Origin of the sequence: Alteromonas algae (assembly GCF_049117195.1) — a bacterium.
Classification (GTDB): Bacteria; Pseudomonadota; Gammaproteobacteria; order Enterobacterales; family Alteromonadaceae; genus Alteromonas.
Map to the genome: position 1 here is coordinate 1291339 of NZ_CP185260.1, position 16298 is coordinate 1307636.

Sequence of the window (16298 nt, forward strand, 5' to 3'; positions counted from 1 at the left end):
TGTATATAGGTCCACAATCCCACGCACGGCGTATAATGTTCAATATAAACAGAAAATGTTTAATTCACATCTGTCTTAAACCTTTTATTTTGGAGCTGCAAGGTGAACTTTATTGACCCATTATTTCAAAAAATCCAGCGAATGTGGGTTGGCTTTGTAGAAGTACTTCCTCTGCTGGTCATTGCTGTTGTAGTGCTTATCCTTACGTGGTTAGTGTCACGTATCCTGGTAGCGCTGCTTAAACGGTCACTTAAACAGTCTAAAATCCGCCGTTCATTGCGCGAATTATTTGCCAGCCTTATTAAGGTAACGGTATGGACAGTTGGCTTTCTTATCGCCATTACCATTATTTTCCCTAGTCTGACACCAGCAAAATTACTGACTGTATTAGGCCTTGGCTCTGTAGCCGTAGGCCTGGCATTTAAAGATATTTTTGAAAACTTTTTTGCGGGCATTCTAATTATGTTGCGCAAACCCATGCGCATCGGTGACTTCGTTGAATGTGAGAGTATAAAGGGGCGAGTCGAAAAAATAACAGTGCGAGAAACCTATCTTCGCAAAACGGATGATCAATTGATCATTGTTCCTAACAGTTTTCTTTTTAAAAACCCGGTGTATGTGCTTACTGACCTGTCATTGCGGCGCTTTGATCTTGTTGTTGGTGTTGCGTATGGAGAAGATGTAGATAATGCCCGAGACGTCATTCGCAGTGCATTAGAGGGGCTTAGCGACATTAATCAACAGCGTGATATTGAAGTGTATGCTCGTGAGTTTAATTCATCGTCCCTTGATTTTACCGTGCGCTGGTGGGCAAATTCACAGCCTCTTGATATGCACAAAAGTAGGGATAAGGTTGTAACCGCTATCAAAAGAGCCTTAGACGATGCGGGTATTGAAATTCCATTCCCTTATCGTACGCTTACGTTTAAAGGGCCATTACCGCTTCGAAATAGCAACGATGGTGAGTCGGAATAATTACTATAATGACGCAGGGTTTATCCTGCGTCATTGGTAACCATTTAAGGAAAGTTAGAGAGAGCGCAAATTAAGCGCTAAACAGTGCCTTCTTTGCATTGTTCTAAGCGCAAATCGCCAACAGATTCAGGGTATTGCATCCGTGTGCTTACTATGTCTGAAACCGGTGTCCCGGTATCGGTTTCTTGAAGCCATACTTTCATATCGTGATTGTCACGGGTTTGGCTCAGCGAATAGCGCTTGCCACCTTCTAAGTCTACATCTAGTCGAACAATCGCTTCGCGGACATTGCCAAAAGGAAGGTCTTTGTTAATAACGCTGGCGCGAACAAATAGAACATGTTCTCCCTCTTCTACATCTCGTAGCGCTAGCGCACTGTTAGGGCGCTGGTTAAAACACATCAACTTTACGTATTCTCGCTTATTATCAAACGCTTCTCCGCGATTAGCGAAAAAGTCTATACGTGCCTCGTTAGGCTGAACGTTTGCTTGCTGGTCGACGATATCTACAACCGATGTGCAGGCAAATAGAGGGGCTATCGCGGTAGCTAATAGGAGTGATGGTAATTTCATTCGAATAATCCTTCTTCGTAATCCATTCACTGAAACGGTCGAAAAGCTAGGCCGCCAGCGAAAAAATAAAAACCTCGTAAACAGCCATCCTTTAAACTGCATATGGCCAGTGTTTCAATCGCACTACAAACGTGTGCATTTCTAACTATATAACATAGCTTGAAAATTAAAAGAATTTTGCGATAAAGCGTGCATTTGTGGTCTGTTGGAGTCATCGCACCAGCGTGCAACGCTATAACGCAATTAAACACTGGTTAAATCAGGTTTTACTTGCATTGAGTGGTGATATCCGTATAATTCGGCGGCCTTCTAGCAGGTGTCTAATAATTAGTCGCTGGTAGTGGGCTTAAGTTAACGGTAACGCTCTAACGAGTTTGAGGCATTTATGGTTACTATTCGTTTACAGCGTGGTGGCGCGAAAAAGCGTCCATTTTATCAACTAGTGGTTGCTGATAGCAGCCGTGCAAGAAACGGTCGTTTCATTGAAAACATCGGTTTCTTCAACCCAACTGCACAAGGTCAAGCGGAACGTCTTCGCGTTGATCTAGAACGTGTAGATTACTGGGTTGGCGTAGGCGCGAGCTTATCAGATCGCGTTTCTAGCTTGGTAAAAGAAGCTAAAAAATCTGCAGCGTAAGCTGTGTTAACTGGTGAGTATAGATGAGTCTAGCGTCTGACAAAGTGATTATTGGCAAAATTGGTGCACCGTATGGTGTTAAAGGTTGGGTCAAAATCAACAGCTATACAGAAACACCAGAAGGTATTTTTGATTACTTGCCATGGTTTCTTGGTGAAGAAAAGGAATGCCGAATTGACCAATGGCGACCGCACGGTAAAAGCCTGGTAGCAAAGATTGAGGGTGTTGATAACCGAGATGATGCTGAACGTATCAAAAATCTGGATATCAATATCGATGCTTCGCTACTTCCCGATTTGGGTGACGATGGTATTTATTGGCGTGAGCTCACCGGCATGAAAGTGGTAACTACGCAAGGTTACGACTTAGGTGTGGTGAAGGAAGTGTTTAATACAGGTGCGAACGACGTTATTCACGTTAAAGCAAATGTAGGCGATGCTTTCGGTCAAAAAGAAAGACTATTACCGTTTGTCTACGATGAAGTAGTACAAGAGGTAGATAAGGAAGCGAAGGTCATTAAAGTTGACTGGGACCCGGGGTTCTAAGTGACACCGGAAAAGTGGTTTGGGGTAGTTAGTCTGTTTCCAGATATGTTTGTACCGTTCACTCAACAGGGTGTTATTGGTCGAGCAGTTAAGTCTGGAAAAGTAACAGTTAATACCTTTAACCCCCGTGACTTTACTCATGACCGCCATCGTACAGTAGACGACCGTCCCTATGGAGGCGGCCCCGGTATGCTTATGATGGTAAAACCGCTAACTGACGCAATACAAGCTGCCAAAGATATTGGTGGTGAAAACAGTAAGGTGATCTACTTATCACCCCAAGGGAAACCCCTTGACCAGGCTGGCGTTAAACGTTTAGCCAACATTGACCGCACTATTTTGATATGTGGTCGATACGAAGGAATTGATGAGCGCGTAATTGAAAGCCATGTAGATGAAGAAGTCTCCATTGGTGATTATGTGCTAAGTGGCGGTGAACTACCGGCAATGGTCTTAATGGACGCAGTTGCTCGACTAGTTCCTGGCGTGTTGGGGCATAAAGCTTCAGCAGTAGAAGATTCTTTCACTGACGGCCTTTTGGATTGTCCGCATTATACGCGGCCCGAAGTGCTCGAAGGTCAAAAGGTACCTGAGGTGTTGCTAAGTGGTGATCATGAAAAAATTAGGCAGTGGCGACTGATGCAGTCTTTAGGTAGAACTATGCAACGTCGCCCTGATTTGTTAAATCACCTAGCTCTGACTGAGGAGCAGCAGCGTTTGCTTGAGTTATTCCAAGCGCAGCTGCAGCAAGATGACAGTTAACTAGGACGAGAGGATATGATGAGCAAAGTCAGTCAAGATATCATCAAGAAAATTGAGCAAGCACAGCTTAAATCTGATGTTCCAGGGTTTGGCCCGGGTGACACAGTAGTTGTTAAAGTTCGCGTTACCGAAGGTGACAAAGAACGTCTTCAGGCTTATGAAGGTGTTGTTATCGCTAAGCGTAACCGTGGTCTGCACTCGTCTTTTACCGTACGTAAGATTTCTAGCGGCGAAGGCGTTGAGCGTGTGTTCCAAACACACAGCCCGGCTATCTCTTCAATTGAAGTTAAACGCCGCGGTGCGGTTCGTCGTGCTAAGCTTTACTATCTACGTGAGCGTTCAGGTAAATCTGCACGTATCAAAGAGAAGCTTAACTAAGATTACTAATCCTTGCGTTATTGTTAACTTCGAAAAAGCCCGCGTTATGCGGGCTTTTTTGTGCCTGAAAAAAACCCCGACGATAGCGAGAAACACATCTCATCGACGGTGCTTTCGTGAAGTACATGTCACACCATAAGCGATAGCGACTCTATTAGTGCGTTGTTCTCGGTATCGATAACGCTAATAATATGCTTATGAAGGCGCTTCTTATGTTCACCAAAGATAGTGCGCTTTTTATCAAATGTTTTAGCGTATTCAACAGCACCACGCATTAACCCTTCTTGGCTGTCATAGGCTTTCTCTATGACATGGTCTTGTTCTAGCTCTGTACCCGACACGCGCCGGCCAGACAGTTTCATTTCGTTGAAACGGTAGTAGGGCATCGCTTTTTTCACAAACTCAATCATGCCGGGCAGGAATGGGATAGATAAATCGACTTCTGGAAAGCAGAAGAAGCCTCGGTCTGAACGCATAAAGCGAAAGTCACACGCACAGGCAAGAATGGCTCCGTTACCAAAAGCATGGCCGTTAATGGCAGCGATCGCCGGCATAGGAAATAGAAGCAGCGTTTTAAATACGTCATCCATACTTTGCATAAACGCTTTAATTTCATCATACTGCTGCGCCTTCATTGCGGGCATTAACCAATCGGTATCTATACCCAAACTAAAGCACTTTTCATCACTTGATGTGATTACTAACGCTTTACACGAGGTATTCTCGATAACGCGCTGTAACGTGTTCAACATGTCCTTAGCATAGGCGGGGTTGTGACGGTTCTCACCATTTTGCATAGTAAGTATGGCAACATCACCATCGTACGTTAACGCTATATTTTCCATTGGCGGTCTCTTTTACTTTGTTATTGTCTGTATTCTTCTATAAATACGACCAAATGAAAAATTTAACGTAATGATGTTTATTCATTGATGCTGTTTGGTCGTTTTACCAGGTTCGTGAATTTACTCCTCTATGTCGCTTTGCGACCATCACATATAAAAGCCAATGCACCTTATTAACACGTTGGATGCTGGTCTGTCTGTGGTGCTAATGAAATCGACGGGTCCCAGATACGCTGCCAAATATCGTGTACGCCACTTAATTTGGGGCGTTCACTGAACTTTTCAAACGAACCAACCTCAATCCCTGATTCGGTTTTTTTGGCGACCTTGAAGTTAAATACATAGGCACATTCTACGCCCATTCTGAGGTCTGAGAGAATGATGTCGTCATCCCGTAAACGAACAGAATATAAGCCCTTCGTGAACCACTGCAGCCGTTGTATGCCCCACTCAGATTGCACGGGTGTGAGTAACTCGGGGGTGGTAGGGTAGGCATCGATACTGACATCATCTACCGAATCAAAAACAGAGGTATAAATTTCATAATAGTTGTCTTCGGCGACTACCACGATACGCCACAACAATGTTGTAAATGGCGCTGGTGTGCTCATATAGTGCTTTGGCTGAATGCCTTGTTCGGTTAACGCTGATTCAACGTTGTTATCGACAATCAGTTTACCAATGAGTGACCACCCCACATAAACACAGCTAACGAGTAAGCCGAAAGCGTTGGCACGCGATTTTGTTTTATGTTGCGTTTGCGGTAACAAGGCCATTACTACGCCTAACAGCAACGGTATCGTCACAAGTGGATCGATGATGAACATATTCGATATGGCAAAGGGGTACTCGGTTATTGGCCATAACAGCTGTGTGCCATAAACCGTAAAGCTATCTAAAACTGCATGAGTAGACAAACACAAAAATACCAACCAAAACCAACGTTTCTTAAACCTCGACGTGTCTTTGTGAATGGTTAAGAGAACCCCCATTATTAAAGGGCTGATAAGCAAGTGAACCAATAGCGAGTGGCTAAATCCGCGGTGATATGTAAATGCTTCAACGTCTCCACCATAAGGTAGAAAAACATCTAAGTCAGGTAGCGTGCCCAAAACGGCGCCCCAAATTACCGCCTTTCTACCTACTTTGTTTCCAAGTACCGCATAGCCAACTGCGCCACCTAATGCCGCTTGCGTAAGAGAGTCCATAGTGTCTACATAACGATTAATTTCAATATCATACGACGAACACCTCTCATCAGCCCATTTCTTTTGCAAAGCTTGTCACTAACTTTCTAAATCGACAATACGACATGAAATACCACTATCTCTCTACCTTGTGCGCTGACGCTCGGCGTTTCATTGTTATGCTTATATTCTCGTAACCTCACAAGTGGTTAATAAATGTGCGGGGTAGGTGACAATACCCGCAATATGACTGTCCATTCACTTCGCATCTAGCATAGATTAAAGTATTATGCGTTAAAGCTTGCGCTATTAGTGCTTAATTGTTAAAAAGTCAATGACGTTAAAGAAATACAGAAAAGACTTGCCGTATCTAAAAGTTTACATGCAAAAGTGCATTACTCTTTTAACGTTTTATCTTCCGTTTTTTAGTTAAGAGAGCTTTCCATGATCAAGGACACCGTAAATAATGTTCACATAAGTACAGAAGATGTACTTATTACTCCTGAAGCGCTAAGCGCTGAATTGCCTGTTTCCGATAAAGCGCTAGCCGCTATCACTGAATCGCGTGGCATAGTGTCAGATATCATCCACCGTCGCGATCACCGTATGCTGGTAGTCTGCGGCCCGTGCTCTATCCATGATATAGAGGCTGCGAAAGCCTACGCGCTGAAATTGAAAGAACTTCATGAATCGTGCAAAGACACATTGTTCATTGTGATGCGCGTTTATTTTGAAAAGCCAAGAACCACCACTGGGTGGAAAGGGTTAATTAACGACCCACACATTGACGGTACGTTTGATATTGAAACGGGCTTGAGGAAAGCAAGAGAATTACTTATTTGGCTTGCCGAGCTAGAACTTCCGGTTGCAACCGAAGCGCTTGACCCTATTAGCCCACAATACCTAGCAGAGTTATTTAGTTGGGCAGCTATTGGCGCGCGCACCTCTGAGTCTCAAACACATAGAGAAATGGCAAGCGGCCTATCGATGCCTGTTGGTTTCAAAAACGGTACCGACGGAAGCTTAGATATTGCGATAAACGCGCTCAAATCAGCCGCGTCAGGCCACCGTTTTATGGGCATTAACAAGCAAGGTCAGGTAAGTATTATTGGTACAAGCGGAAACCCAGATGGCCATATCATTTTACGCGGTGGGAAGCAGCCGAACTATGACTCTGTTTGTGTGTCAGAGTGCGAGTTAGAACTACAAGATGCGGGCCTTACTGCTGGGTTAGTGGTGGATTGCAGCCACGCGAACTCTTCGAAAGATTATCGTCGTCAACCTGCTGTAGCGCTTAATGTTGTCAATCAAATTTTAGAAGGGAATCAGTCTATTATTGGTGTGATGCTTGAAAGCCATTTACATGCAGGAAATCAAAAAGCAGAAGGGAAGTCACCCTCTGAGCTTGATTTTGGCGTGTCTATTACAGATGGTTGTATTGATTGGGAAACAACAGAAAATTTGATTGCCCAAACCAGAGATAAACTGATAACTGTGCTACCCTTACGTCAAAACAGGCGCAGCGACGTAGCGTAAAGTGCTACGTTGTGCCATTTGAGCAAAGGATAGATAAATGGCTGATTTTTCGCAGCAACTTAACGCGCTGCGTGAAGGAATAGACGAGCTGGATACCCAGCTCGTATCGCTATTAGCAAAGCGAAGCGCACTCACTACCGAAGTGGGGAAAATTAAAGCGCAAGCCGGCATGCCAGTTTACGTCCCCGAGCGTGAGCGCGAGCTTATTGATGCCCGCAGAGAGCAAGCTACGTCGTTAGGCGTATCTCCCGACCTCACCGAAGACTTATTACGCAGAGTAATGCGAGAGTCTTATCATACGCAAAATAACCAATACCGTTGTGTTAATGACACCATCGATAACGTCACTGTTATCGGCGGCGCAGGTGCGTTAGGTCGAGTTTTCGTTCGTCTGTTTGAGCGAAGCGGCTATAAGGTGAATATCGTCGAAAGAGATGATTGGGAAAACGGCGTTGCTGACAGCTACTTACGTAAAACGTCGCTTGTTGTGGTGTCGGTTCCTATCAATATTACGGAAAACGTCATTAGCAAGCTGACTATGCTGCCGAAGCATTGCATACTTGCAGATATTACCAGTATCAAGAAGAAGCCGCTTCTTAGCATGCTAAGCGTTCATGAAGGCCCCGTTGTCGGCTTGCATCCCATGTTTGGGCCTGATGCCCCTGGCATGATTAAACAAGTCGTTGTGGTCTGCGAAGGGCGCTATCCAGAGCAGTATCAATGGCTTATTGACCAAATGACAATTTGGGGGGCTACACTTCAATATAGCACCGCTGACGAGCATGATAAGTCTATGGCGTATATTCAGGTCATGCGGCATTTCAACACCTTCGTTTATGGTGCACACTTACATGGTGAAAATCCAGAGCTAGAAACGCTAACCATGTTTAGCTCACCCATTTACCGCTTAGAGCTTGCCATGGTAGGGCGACTGTTTGCGCAGGCCCCTGAATTGTATGCCGATATCATATTCAATAACCCTGAAAATTTTGCGTTATTAAGACGATTCCACGAACGCTTTGGGCTGGCGCTCGACATACTAGAATCTGGTGATAAAAAAGCATTTATTAAGCAGTTTATGCATATTGGGAATTGGTTTGGAAGTTACGCAAAGCGTTGCTTAGTAGACAGTAAGCAGCTGTTGTTAAAAGCCGACGATGGGCAGCTTCTAAGAAAGTAAACGCGGTTTGTACCCACGCCTAACGATTACACGGTAAAACGAAAGAGGCAGCGCATTGCGCGCTGCCTCTAGTTTATTTTACTCTGCCAAGGCGCTTGCCGCCGCCACTTTTGTTGGGCTTATTTCTTCACTGGGATAACACCCAAGCACTTTAATATAACGTGTAATGCTTCGTAGTGAATCCATGGCTTTTTGAACCGGGCCATCCTCTACATTGCCTTCAACGTCTAAATAAAACATTTCTTCCCATGGATTGCCAGGAATAGGGCGAGACTCTAGTTTAGTCATATTAATACTGTTTTCACGCAGAACAAGTAAAGCTTCAACCAATGCGCCAGGTTTTTGCACTGTAGACATTACTAGCGTAGTTTTGGCGGGCACTTGCAAAGGAACAACCACAGCGTTTCTGGCTACAACGATAAACCGGCTATGATTTTCTTTTTGGTTAGCCAAGTTACTTTTTATTGCCATCAACCCGTATAAGTTTCCGCCGGCTTCGCTTCCTATCGCTGCTACGTCGTCGCGCTGTAATTCACTTACCGTAAGCATGGCCGATGACGTGCTATCCATTGTTTTCACTTCTACATTGCCCAATTCAGCCAAAAAGTGACTGCACTGCGTGAATACCTGAGGATGAGCATAAAGCGTTTTGATTTTATCAATTGACGTTGCAGTACCCACTAGAAGAGTATGCCTAATAGGGTGAGTAAGCTCACCAATGATACTCAGTTGGGTATGTTGAAGTTGGTCGTAAACCTCATTAATACTGCCGGATGTCGTATTTTCGATAGGCAATACGGCGTAGTCGGCTTCTGCATTTTCAACTTTATTAATAATTTCTGCAAAGCTTTGGCAGCCAAACTCTAGTAATTCTCCTGGTCGACGTGAGAAGTACTTTTGTGTTGCTAGGTATGAATAAGAACCTTTATCGCCTAAGAACGCGACGCGATTAAGAGGCAGCGCGCTGCCGGGATTAGCGCGTTCAGCTAACATGGCCTGCTGATTTAATACCGAATCTTCAATGACGACATGAAAGATTTGCGTAACATAATGAGGGTCCAATCCAATCTTTTTGCCTTCTTTAATCAACCTTACGAGTAATTGTTCTTCACGCTTTTGATCTCTGACTGGGATATGGTGTTTAATCTTTGTTTCTGCAACCTCATTGGTCAGTGAACGACGTTCTGCTAATAGCGAAAGAAGTTCGCTGTCTAGCGCAGTGATGCGCTCTCTAATCAAATTCAAAGCATTGTCCGACATAATTATCCACTTGTTGTGTTAGCTAAAAAAAAACCTCCCGTTGGGAGGTTTTTATGCTTGCAGCAGCGCCTCCCTAAATAAAGGATGTAAACGCAAAAAAGAAAGCTGCAGCATTTATATTATTTTGTTTCATGCACCGAATGTATGCGTTAGCCGTGATGGTGTCAACAAGTTTTTACAATTGAAATTACAAATTTTCCGCAAAAAATTGATATTTGCAAATATTGGCTTTCAACGCCGTGAACATGTCGTTCTTGTCTCCACTTTCCATCTATACTAGTTGCCTAACAGTGCCGCTAACATTTGCCTTACTTCAGTAGGCTCAAAGGGCTTATCACACAATGCATTAACCCCAGTTTGTTGTATGTTTGCCATATGCGCGCTTTCTGCAGACTCTGAGGTCACCATGATAATAGGGATATGCGTTGTTTGGGGGTTAAACCTAATAAACTCTGAAAGCTCTCGTCCGTCCATTTCAGGCATGTTGTAATCAGTGACCACTAAATCGAATTCTTCGTCCTTAATATAAGTTAGCGCCATTGCACCATTTTCGGCCTCTTTAATACGCTTAAGGCCCATGCCCTCAAGTACTCGGCGTATGTGATTTCTGGCAAGCTTACTGTCATCAACCAACAGTACACGAACGTCATGCACGTCAAATAGTTCTAAGTCGAGCTCATCGTGGTTTATTAAATCTAAGCTAGCATTGAGTGCGCGTGACAGATGAAGTGGCTCAAACGGCTTGGGCAATATTGCCGCTACGCCAGCTTGTTTAAACTCTTCTAATTTACTTATTCGGTTTTCGCTAGATACCAACATAAACGGAATGGTTTTAAATTCTTCACTTTCTTTTATGAACTTGAGTAACTCGATTGCTGTGCCATCTTCGAAGTACATGGCGCTTACGATAAGGTCGGCTCCGTGTGCCTTAACTGCAGACATCGCCTCAGCAAGGGAACTGACAGGGTCAATTTCCTTTACTTTTTCTTTTAGCATCAAGGTTGTAATTATCTTTCTCTGGGTGTCAGAGGGTTCAACCAAAATTATATGTAGATCAGAAATTGACAACTTTTCCATTTCAGACTCTTTTGTTGTTTGTTAAATAAAGTGGTGTGACGATGTCGCTTAACCTCCTGCAAGTTTAGCCTTAAACCCTTTTTCTTGCAGTAGGAGTTTCAGTTTTTCTCGGTCGTCGGTTTGTACTTCAATGACTCCGTCTTTCACCGCACCGCCGCATCCGCACTTCTTCTTAAGGTCGCTTCCGAGTTGCTTTAGGTCTGAGGGTTTCATATCTAGCCCTTTAATAAGCGACACGCCTTTTCCCTTTCTTCCTTTTGTCTCTCGGTGTATTCGAACAATGCCGTCATTTGATACCGAGCGCGGTGCTTCTTTTTCTTGTGGTTTAACTTTTCCACCATCAGTACTGTAAACAAGTAATGCATCTTTCCAGTCTTGCATAAGGTCCTCATAATGCAGATTTATTTCATAATTAAACTTGCAAACATCCTAAAGATGAATGGCAGCTCGCAGAATGTGCGCTAGTATAGATAATAGTGCAGAAAAAATCAGGTTTAGCGTATCGCTAAACAATACGTTCTAGTCAACGTTATTAGCGAATAAATGAGGACAGTATGGAAATTACAACATCAGTACGAAATGGAAACACGCTGATTATCCAGGTTGGTGAAAAGTTTGATTTTGGAAAAGTAGAAGCATTCAGAAATGCATATTTAGATTTAAGTGCCGACATAACGCACATCGTTGTCGATCTTGGTCGCACCGACTATATGGATAGCTCGGCGCTAGGCATGTTGCTAAATATGCAAAAAGCGTTAGCGAAACGCGACATTAAATACTCGATAGAAAAGGCACGCCCACAGGTCGATAGAATACTCAAAATTTCACGCTTCGATAAAAAATTCGAAATTAAATAGGGTTAAAAGGTATTAATCGCTATTAGTGTGGTGGAGTCTCTATGAATATTCTCATCGTCGATGATGAAGAAATAAACCGTATCATGTTGTTAAGCATGTTAAACAACGCTGGTTTTGACGATTGTGTGCAGGCTGGAAGTGCTGAGGAAGCACTAACGTTTATGGAGGCGTCGTTACCCGATTTAGTACTGCTTGACGTTGTTATGCCTGGTATGAGCGGTTTTGAGCTGGCGCCAAAAATACGAGAGCTCGCGAAAGGCCGATATTTACCTATTTTATTTATTACCGCGCTTGAAGACAAAGATAGCCTAGTAAAATGTTTAGAGGTGGGCGGAAACGATTTCGCGACAAAACCATTTGATAAACATATTCTCACTGCCAAAATTAAAGCGCACCAAAAAATCCAAGTCTTAAGCTCGAAAATTCAAGAGCAAAATAAGGCGCTTCGATTTTATAAACAGCAAGTGGCGAGAGAGCACGCTATTGTTGAACATATTTTCAGTAATGCCATTGTAAATAGCAGTGATTTATTAGCACATTTCGATTGTTACCTTTCGCCCGTTGAAACGTTTAACGGTGATATGTTTATCTGCGAAGCAAGTCCTAGCGGAGGCGTATACTTTCTTGTTGGCGATTTTACCGGTCACGGACTGGCGTCAGCGGTTGGCGCATTGCCCGTGAATCGAGCTTTCAGAGAAATGGCCCTGCAGGGGTGGGCTGTACCTGAAATTGTCGAAGAGCTAAATAAAGTTTTATTGCAGTTTTTGCCTGGCGACATGTTTATGGCGGCAGTAGTTGCTGAAGTAAGTGCTGATGGCAGTAAAATAACGCTATGGCAGGGGGGAATGCCGAAGGTACTAAGGCTTTCTGGGTCGGGAGAACAAGTGCAAAGTTTCCCATCAGAGCACATGGCATTAGGTATTCTTGATGCCGACGACTTCGATGAAAATAGTAATACATTCGATCTTAGTGAAAATGATAAGTTGGTCATTTGCAGCGACGGGCTGATTGAAGTCGCAGACGAGGATGGTCAGTTTTTAAATGAGAGTGGGGTTGAACAGTGGTGTAAAAGTAATCCCGTCTTTAAAGCACAGCAGCTTGTTGATTACGCGAAGTCGTTTTCCAACAGTGAAGAATTTCACGATGACGTATCGGTCGTAATATTTAAAAGCCAAAAGATTAGTAAGCCGCACACTTACTTAGTCGATGATGCAATTCCTTCTCATGTGACAATTCAGTTAAATGAAGTGCACCTTAAACGAGATGATGTACTTCAAAGAGTCCTTCAAATTGCTGGTCAATGTAGCGGTGTACAATATATACGCTCGACCCTTTACACCCTGCTGTCAGAGATGTTTTCAAACGCCTTAGAGCATGGGATCCTTAAAATGGATTCTTCAATAAAACAGTGCCCCGACGGTTTTATTCGTTATTACGAAGAACGAGAAAAGCAATTAAATCAGCTTACTCACGCCACGATAGAAATAGAAATAGAATCGCTGCCGAGTAAAGGGGGCGTAACGATTAGCGTAAAAGATAGCGGTGACGGCTTTGACTTCTTATCTATGCCTGCGACGTCTGATGAAGTCAGTCATGGTAGAGGCATATCACTTATTCAGGCACTTAGCCAAGACGTTAGCTTTGAAGATGGTGGTCGAAAAGTCATTTGCTTTGTAAAAATATCTGAATAGCGGTGTTGAATTGTAGAGGGCGGCATAGCGCTTAAAACACATACGAAAGCCAAATAGCAGAGGAGTTTTAACCGGTATCTTCCTTGCTTTGTCGAAACTATTCGCTAATTGCATCACCGCTTCATTATAGTGGGAACAGGGTTCTTATAATATTGAATAGAAAGGAATGAACAATGTTCTCTACACTCATCCAACTTTTTGAAGGTGGCACTACATCGTCAGGGCAAACCACTGAGCACACCGTGTCGCTTGCCACCGCGGTATTGCTTAGCGAGGTTATCCGTGCTGATGCACAAACAACAGACGATGAACTCAAAGCGTACAAAGCACAGCTTTACTCGCAGTTCACGTTGAGCGAGCAGGCACTTTCTGCACTAATGAGCGAAGGACGGTCGACGGCTAAAGAAGCCACTGATATGGTCCAATTTACGAAAGTGATTAATGAAAAATGTGACAGTGACGCAAAAGAAGAAATAGTAGAAGGGTTATGGCGTGTAGCGTTGGCCGACAATAATATTGCGCCTATCGAAGAGCATATTATTAGACGTATAGCCGATTTACTTTATGTGCCACATAGCGTATTCATACGCGCAAAGCTAAAGGTAGTAGACGAGAAGGCTTAGGGTAAGACACTCATTACTATTATATCTGGCTAATGACACAGCAGTGCTGTGCTGATTGAAAACCATGCTAATTGAATGATAAGAGTAAGGAGTCCTGTGGTTAAGACGTTGAAGATGCCAATCATCGCCCTGATCTCTGTTTTCGTTACGTTCATAACCTTAATTGTGTTGTGGATATCTATTGTGGTCACCCAAGCGAACTATACGCAGTTGTATCAAGAGGATATTTCTTATTTTTCCAAAGGTCTGGCGGCGGCGACTGCTGATTCTATGGCGTATGGTGAGTTATCTGAGCGCGATAAAGCGCTTGTTCAGGCACAGCTATCCACGTATCGATACGTTAGCACTATTACCTTCTACACAGCACAATATGATCTTGTCGCCACATTTGGTGAGCAGCCAGAAACCTTGGCATCTGGCTCAATTCCGCCGCAAGGTGTTACAGTGTTAAACAGCAAAGTGATTGCGCATCAGTTTATCGGCGATAGCCTATATCCTGAAGGCTATATTATTGTGACAGCCAATATTGAAGCGTCTGTTTCAAGAGCCACACGTACATTGCTGCTGCGCATTCTGCCAATTTCGCTTGTGCTGTGGCTTATTATTATTGCGGTGAGTGTTTATGCAATAAAGCGTCTGTTTAGACCACTGGTTTCACTTAATGCATTTACTCAAGAGGTATTGCAGACTAAAGACTTTGCGCTGCGACATCATTACGACAATAAGGGTGAGCTTGGTTTATTAGGAGAGAATATTAATCATTTATTGGAAATGATTGAGGTTGAACTTCTTATAAATTATGAGCAGAACCAAACATTGGTCGATCAGCAAGAAACCATGACGCGCCTTGCAAATTTCGATAGTTTGACCGGCTTGCCCAATAGACAGTTTGTGCTAGATAACCTGCGATTAGAGTTAGCGAGAGCCAAACGCAACGATGAAGACCTAATATTATTGTTTTTTGACCTAGATGGATTCAAAGGGATAAACGATTCACTAGGCCATGAAACCGGTGACCTTATTCTTATTGAGGTCGCAGACCGAGTAAGCGGCTTATTGAGAGAAGGGGATCTTGTTGCACGTTTAGGGGGGGATGAATTTCTTGTTCTTCCAGATAGAGATACAAGAGACGGTAATATTGAAAGTGTTGCTGTTCGCTTAATCAATTCGTTTTCTGAACCTTTTTCGCTTCGCGGGTTGTCACTCACGGTTGGAGTCAGTATTGGAATAGCGCGAGCTGCGGACGCTAATTACGAGTTGAGTGAGCTTATGAGCAACGCTGACTTGGCCATGTATCGTTCAAAGGCAAGAGGCAGGGGCAGCTACACAATTTTTACGCCCGACATGGTTGAATCGCATAAACGGAAGCTACACATTGCCAATGCCATTGAGCAGGGATTGCGTGAAGGTCAATTCATCGTGTACTACCAAGTGAAAGTAAACCAAAACCGAAAAGTAACGGGGCTAGAAGCGTTACTAAGGTGGCAGCATCCAGAGTTTGGTTTCATTATGCCTAATGAGTTTATTCCCATTGCCGAGCAAGGGGGTAAAATATCCTCCATTACCCAATGGGTGATTCAGCAGGTGTGTCATGACCTACCCACTATCCAAGATTGGATTAAAGGGCGTTTTCGGGTATCGATTAACCTATCAGGGCATGACTTAAGAAACAGCAAGTTGTTTGACTCCATTCATGAGACCTTTATAAAGGCGAGGGTAAACCCAGAGTTTGTCGAGTTTGAAGTGACAGAATCGGCTTATTTGGAGAACTTTATAACCTCTAACCGGTTCTTTAAACGCCTCAGTAATATGGGGTGTGCAATCTCGTTGGACGACTTTGGAACGGGATACTCGTCGTTAAGTTATTTAACGCAAATCAGTATCGATACCTTAAAAATTGATAAGCAATTTGTTAGCGATTTGGCTAATTCAGAAAGGAGTCGATTAGTAACAGGCGCAATCATCGACTTGGCAAAACGCCTCTCGCTAACGGTTTGTGCAGAGGGCATAGAAAACGAGTTGCAATGGAATTATATGGTTGAGCACGGTTGCGATTATGTTCAAGGCTTTATGTTTAGTAAGCCAGTGCCGTTGGAAACCCTAATTGAGTCTCCACTTCAATACCCTGATTTTATTGCTTCAGATGAGTAATGTTAAACGGGCATTGCTATGC

17 protein-coding genes are annotated in these 16298 nt (G+C 43.6%); 11 read left to right on the plus strand and 6 right to left on the minus strand.

The window, feature by feature from the left end; genetic code table 11:
- The first annotated feature begins 102 nt into the window (after nucleotides 1-102).
- Entirely contained in the window at nucleotides 103-975 is an 873-nt protein-coding gene (locus ACOJRU_RS05725; RefSeq protein WP_421134080.1) for a mechanosensitive ion channel family protein, read from the plus strand.
- 77 nt (nucleotides 976-1052) lie between these two features.
- Here ACOJRU_RS05725 and ACOJRU_RS05730 read toward each other — a convergent pair whose 3' ends face one another.
- Nucleotides 1053-1547, minus strand: a complete 495-nt coding sequence (locus ACOJRU_RS05730) for a hypothetical protein (protein WP_421134081.1) — start codon at nucleotides 1545-1547, stop codon at nucleotides 1053-1055.
- A gap of 385 nt (nucleotides 1548-1932) precedes the next feature.
- On the opposite strand from ACOJRU_RS05730, the gene rpsP reads away from it, so the two are divergent.
- The 4 genes from rpsP to rplS are packed head-to-tail and all read left to right on the plus strand — an operon-like array spanning nucleotide 1933 to nucleotide 3869.
- Nucleotides 1933-2184 carry a 30S ribosomal protein S16 gene (rpsP, locus tag ACOJRU_RS05735; RefSeq protein WP_015066663.1) on the plus strand — a complete coding sequence of 84 codons (252 nt, stop codon included), beginning with the start codon at nucleotides 1933-1935 and terminating at the stop codon, nucleotides 2182-2184.
- A gap of 23 nt (nucleotides 2185-2207) precedes the next feature.
- Complete coding sequence (gene rimM, locus ACOJRU_RS05740) at nucleotides 2208-2729, plus strand: ribosome maturation factor RimM (protein ID WP_421134082.1); 522 nt, start codon at nucleotides 2208-2210, stop codon at nucleotides 2727-2729.
- Complete coding sequence (gene trmD / locus ACOJRU_RS05745; RefSeq protein ID WP_421134083.1) at nucleotides 2730-3491, plus strand: tRNA (guanosine(37)-N1)-methyltransferase TrmD; 762 nt, start codon at nucleotides 2730-2732, stop codon at nucleotides 3489-3491.
- An 18-nt stretch (nucleotides 3492-3509) separates the two neighbouring features.
- Entirely contained in the window at nucleotides 3510-3869 is a 360-nt protein-coding gene (gene rplS, locus ACOJRU_RS05750; RefSeq protein ID WP_013784897.1) for a 50S ribosomal protein L19, read from the plus strand.
- Nucleotides 3870-3997: 128 nt separating this feature from the next.
- Here the strand turns inward: rplS and ACOJRU_RS05755 are convergent, their stop codons facing one another.
- The gene (locus ACOJRU_RS05755; RefSeq protein WP_421134084.1) at nucleotides 3998-4714 is read right to left on the minus strand and encodes an enoyl-CoA hydratase/isomerase family protein; all 717 of its coding nucleotides are present in this window, start codon (nucleotides 4712-4714) and stop codon (nucleotides 3998-4000) included.
- A 173-nt stretch (nucleotides 4715-4887) separates the two neighbouring features.
- Nucleotides 4888-5922, minus strand: a complete 1035-nt coding sequence (locus tag ACOJRU_RS05760) for a metal-dependent hydrolase (RefSeq protein ID WP_421134085.1) — start codon at nucleotides 5920-5922, stop codon at nucleotides 4888-4890.
- A 423-nt stretch (nucleotides 5923-6345) separates the two neighbouring features.
- Between ACOJRU_RS05760 and ACOJRU_RS05765 the strand changes: the two genes are divergently transcribed.
- Together ACOJRU_RS05765 and tyrA are read left to right on the plus strand one after the other, a co-directional pair.
- Nucleotides 6346-7437, plus strand: coding sequence for a 3-deoxy-7-phosphoheptulonate synthase (locus ACOJRU_RS05765; protein WP_421134086.1), 1092 nt, complete (start codon nucleotides 6346-6348; stop codon nucleotides 7435-7437).
- Between the two features lie 37 nt (nucleotides 7438-7474).
- On the plus strand, nucleotides 7475-8617 hold the full coding sequence (gene tyrA, locus ACOJRU_RS05770) for a bifunctional chorismate mutase/prephenate dehydrogenase (RefSeq protein ID WP_421134087.1): 1143 nt from the start codon (nucleotides 7475-7477) through the stop codon (nucleotides 8615-8617).
- Nucleotides 8618-8695: 78 nt separating this feature from the next.
- Here the strand turns inward: tyrA and pheA are convergent, their stop codons facing one another.
- The 3 genes from pheA to yciH form a co-directional block, all read right to left on the minus strand.
- A complete protein-coding gene (pheA, locus tag ACOJRU_RS05775) occupies nucleotides 8696-9877 on the minus strand; it encodes a prephenate dehydratase (RefSeq protein WP_421134088.1) in 1182 nt (393 codons plus the stop codon).
- Between the two features lie 276 nt (nucleotides 9878-10153).
- Nucleotides 10154-10954: a response regulator gene (locus ACOJRU_RS05780; protein WP_421134089.1), complete on the minus strand. Its 801-nt coding sequence runs from the start codon at nucleotides 10952-10954 to the stop codon at nucleotides 10154-10156.
- A gap of 48 nt (nucleotides 10955-11002) precedes the next feature.
- Nucleotides 11003-11335 carry a stress response translation initiation inhibitor YciH gene (yciH, locus tag ACOJRU_RS05785; protein WP_421134090.1) on the minus strand — a complete coding sequence of 111 codons (333 nt, stop codon included), beginning with the start codon at nucleotides 11333-11335 and terminating at the stop codon, nucleotides 11003-11005.
- A gap of 173 nt (nucleotides 11336-11508) precedes the next feature.
- Here yciH and ACOJRU_RS05790 point away from each other — a divergent pair, with 173 nt between their 5' ends.
- The 4 genes from ACOJRU_RS05790 to ACOJRU_RS05805 all read left to right on the plus strand — a co-directional run bounded on the left by ACOJRU_RS05790 (nucleotide 11509) and on the right by ACOJRU_RS05805 (nucleotide 16276).
- Nucleotides 11509-11811, plus strand: coding sequence for an STAS domain-containing protein (locus ACOJRU_RS05790; protein WP_421134091.1), 303 nt, complete (start codon nucleotides 11509-11511; stop codon nucleotides 11809-11811).
- 41 nt (nucleotides 11812-11852) lie between these two features.
- Nucleotides 11853-13502: an ATP-binding SpoIIE family protein phosphatase gene (locus tag ACOJRU_RS05795; RefSeq protein ID WP_421134092.1), complete on the plus strand. Its 1650-nt coding sequence runs from the start codon at nucleotides 11853-11855 to the stop codon at nucleotides 13500-13502.
- Between the two features lie 173 nt (nucleotides 13503-13675).
- The gene (locus ACOJRU_RS05800; RefSeq protein WP_421134093.1) at nucleotides 13676-14125 is read left to right on the plus strand and encodes a TerB family tellurite resistance protein; all 450 of its coding nucleotides are present in this window, start codon (nucleotides 13676-13678) and stop codon (nucleotides 14123-14125) included.
- 96 nt (nucleotides 14126-14221) lie between these two features.
- Nucleotides 14222-16276, plus strand: coding sequence for a putative bifunctional diguanylate cyclase/phosphodiesterase (locus ACOJRU_RS05805; protein WP_421134094.1), 2055 nt, complete (start codon nucleotides 14222-14224; stop codon nucleotides 16274-16276).
- Nucleotides 16277-16298: the final 22 nt, after the last annotated feature.

Bases quoted from the DNA above. Each gene is read 5' to 3' on its own strand.
- ACOJRU_RS05790 (WP_421134091.1), top strand. From the start codon at position 11,509: ATGGAAATTACAACATCAGTACGAAATGGAAACACGCTGATTATCCAG.
- ACOJRU_RS05755 (WP_421134084.1), bottom strand. From the start codon at position 4,714: ATGGAAAATATAGCGTTAACGTACGATGGTGATGTTGCCATACTTACT.
- ACOJRU_RS05800 (WP_421134093.1), top strand. From the start codon at position 13,676: ATGTTCTCTACACTCATCCAACTTTTTGAAGGTGGCACTACATCGTCA.
- ACOJRU_RS05765 (WP_421134086.1), top strand. From the start codon at position 6,346: ATGATCAAGGACACCGTAAATAATGTTCACATAAGTACAGAAGATGTA.
- rimM (WP_421134082.1), top strand. From the start codon at position 2,208: ATGAGTCTAGCGTCTGACAAAGTGATTATTGGCAAAATTGGTGCACCG.
- rpsP (WP_015066663.1), top strand. From the start codon at position 1,933: ATGGTTACTATTCGTTTACAGCGTGGTGGCGCGAAAAAGCGTCCATTT.
- rplS (WP_013784897.1), top strand. From the start codon at position 3,510: ATGAGCAAAGTCAGTCAAGATATCATCAAGAAAATTGAGCAAGCACAG.
- yciH (WP_421134090.1), bottom strand. From the start codon at position 11,335: ATGCAAGACTGGAAAGATGCATTACTTGTTTACAGTACTGATGGTGGA.
- pheA (WP_421134088.1), bottom strand. From the start codon at position 9,877: ATGTCGGACAATGCTTTGAATTTGATTAGAGAGCGCATCACTGCGCTA.
- ACOJRU_RS05760 (WP_421134085.1), bottom strand. From the start codon at position 5,922: ATGGACTCTCTTACGCAAGCGGCATTAGGTGGCGCAGTTGGCTATGCG.
- ACOJRU_RS05795 (WP_421134092.1), top strand. From the start codon at position 11,853: ATGAATATTCTCATCGTCGATGATGAAGAAATAAACCGTATCATGTTG.
- ACOJRU_RS05730 (WP_421134081.1), bottom strand. From the start codon at position 1,547: ATGAAATTACCATCACTCCTATTAGCTACCGCGATAGCCCCTCTATTT.
- ACOJRU_RS05780 (WP_421134089.1), bottom strand. From the start codon at position 10,954: ATGGAAAAGTTGTCAATTTCTGATCTACATATAATTTTGGTTGAACCC.
- tyrA (WP_421134087.1), top strand. From the start codon at position 7,475: ATGGCTGATTTTTCGCAGCAACTTAACGCGCTGCGTGAAGGAATAGAC.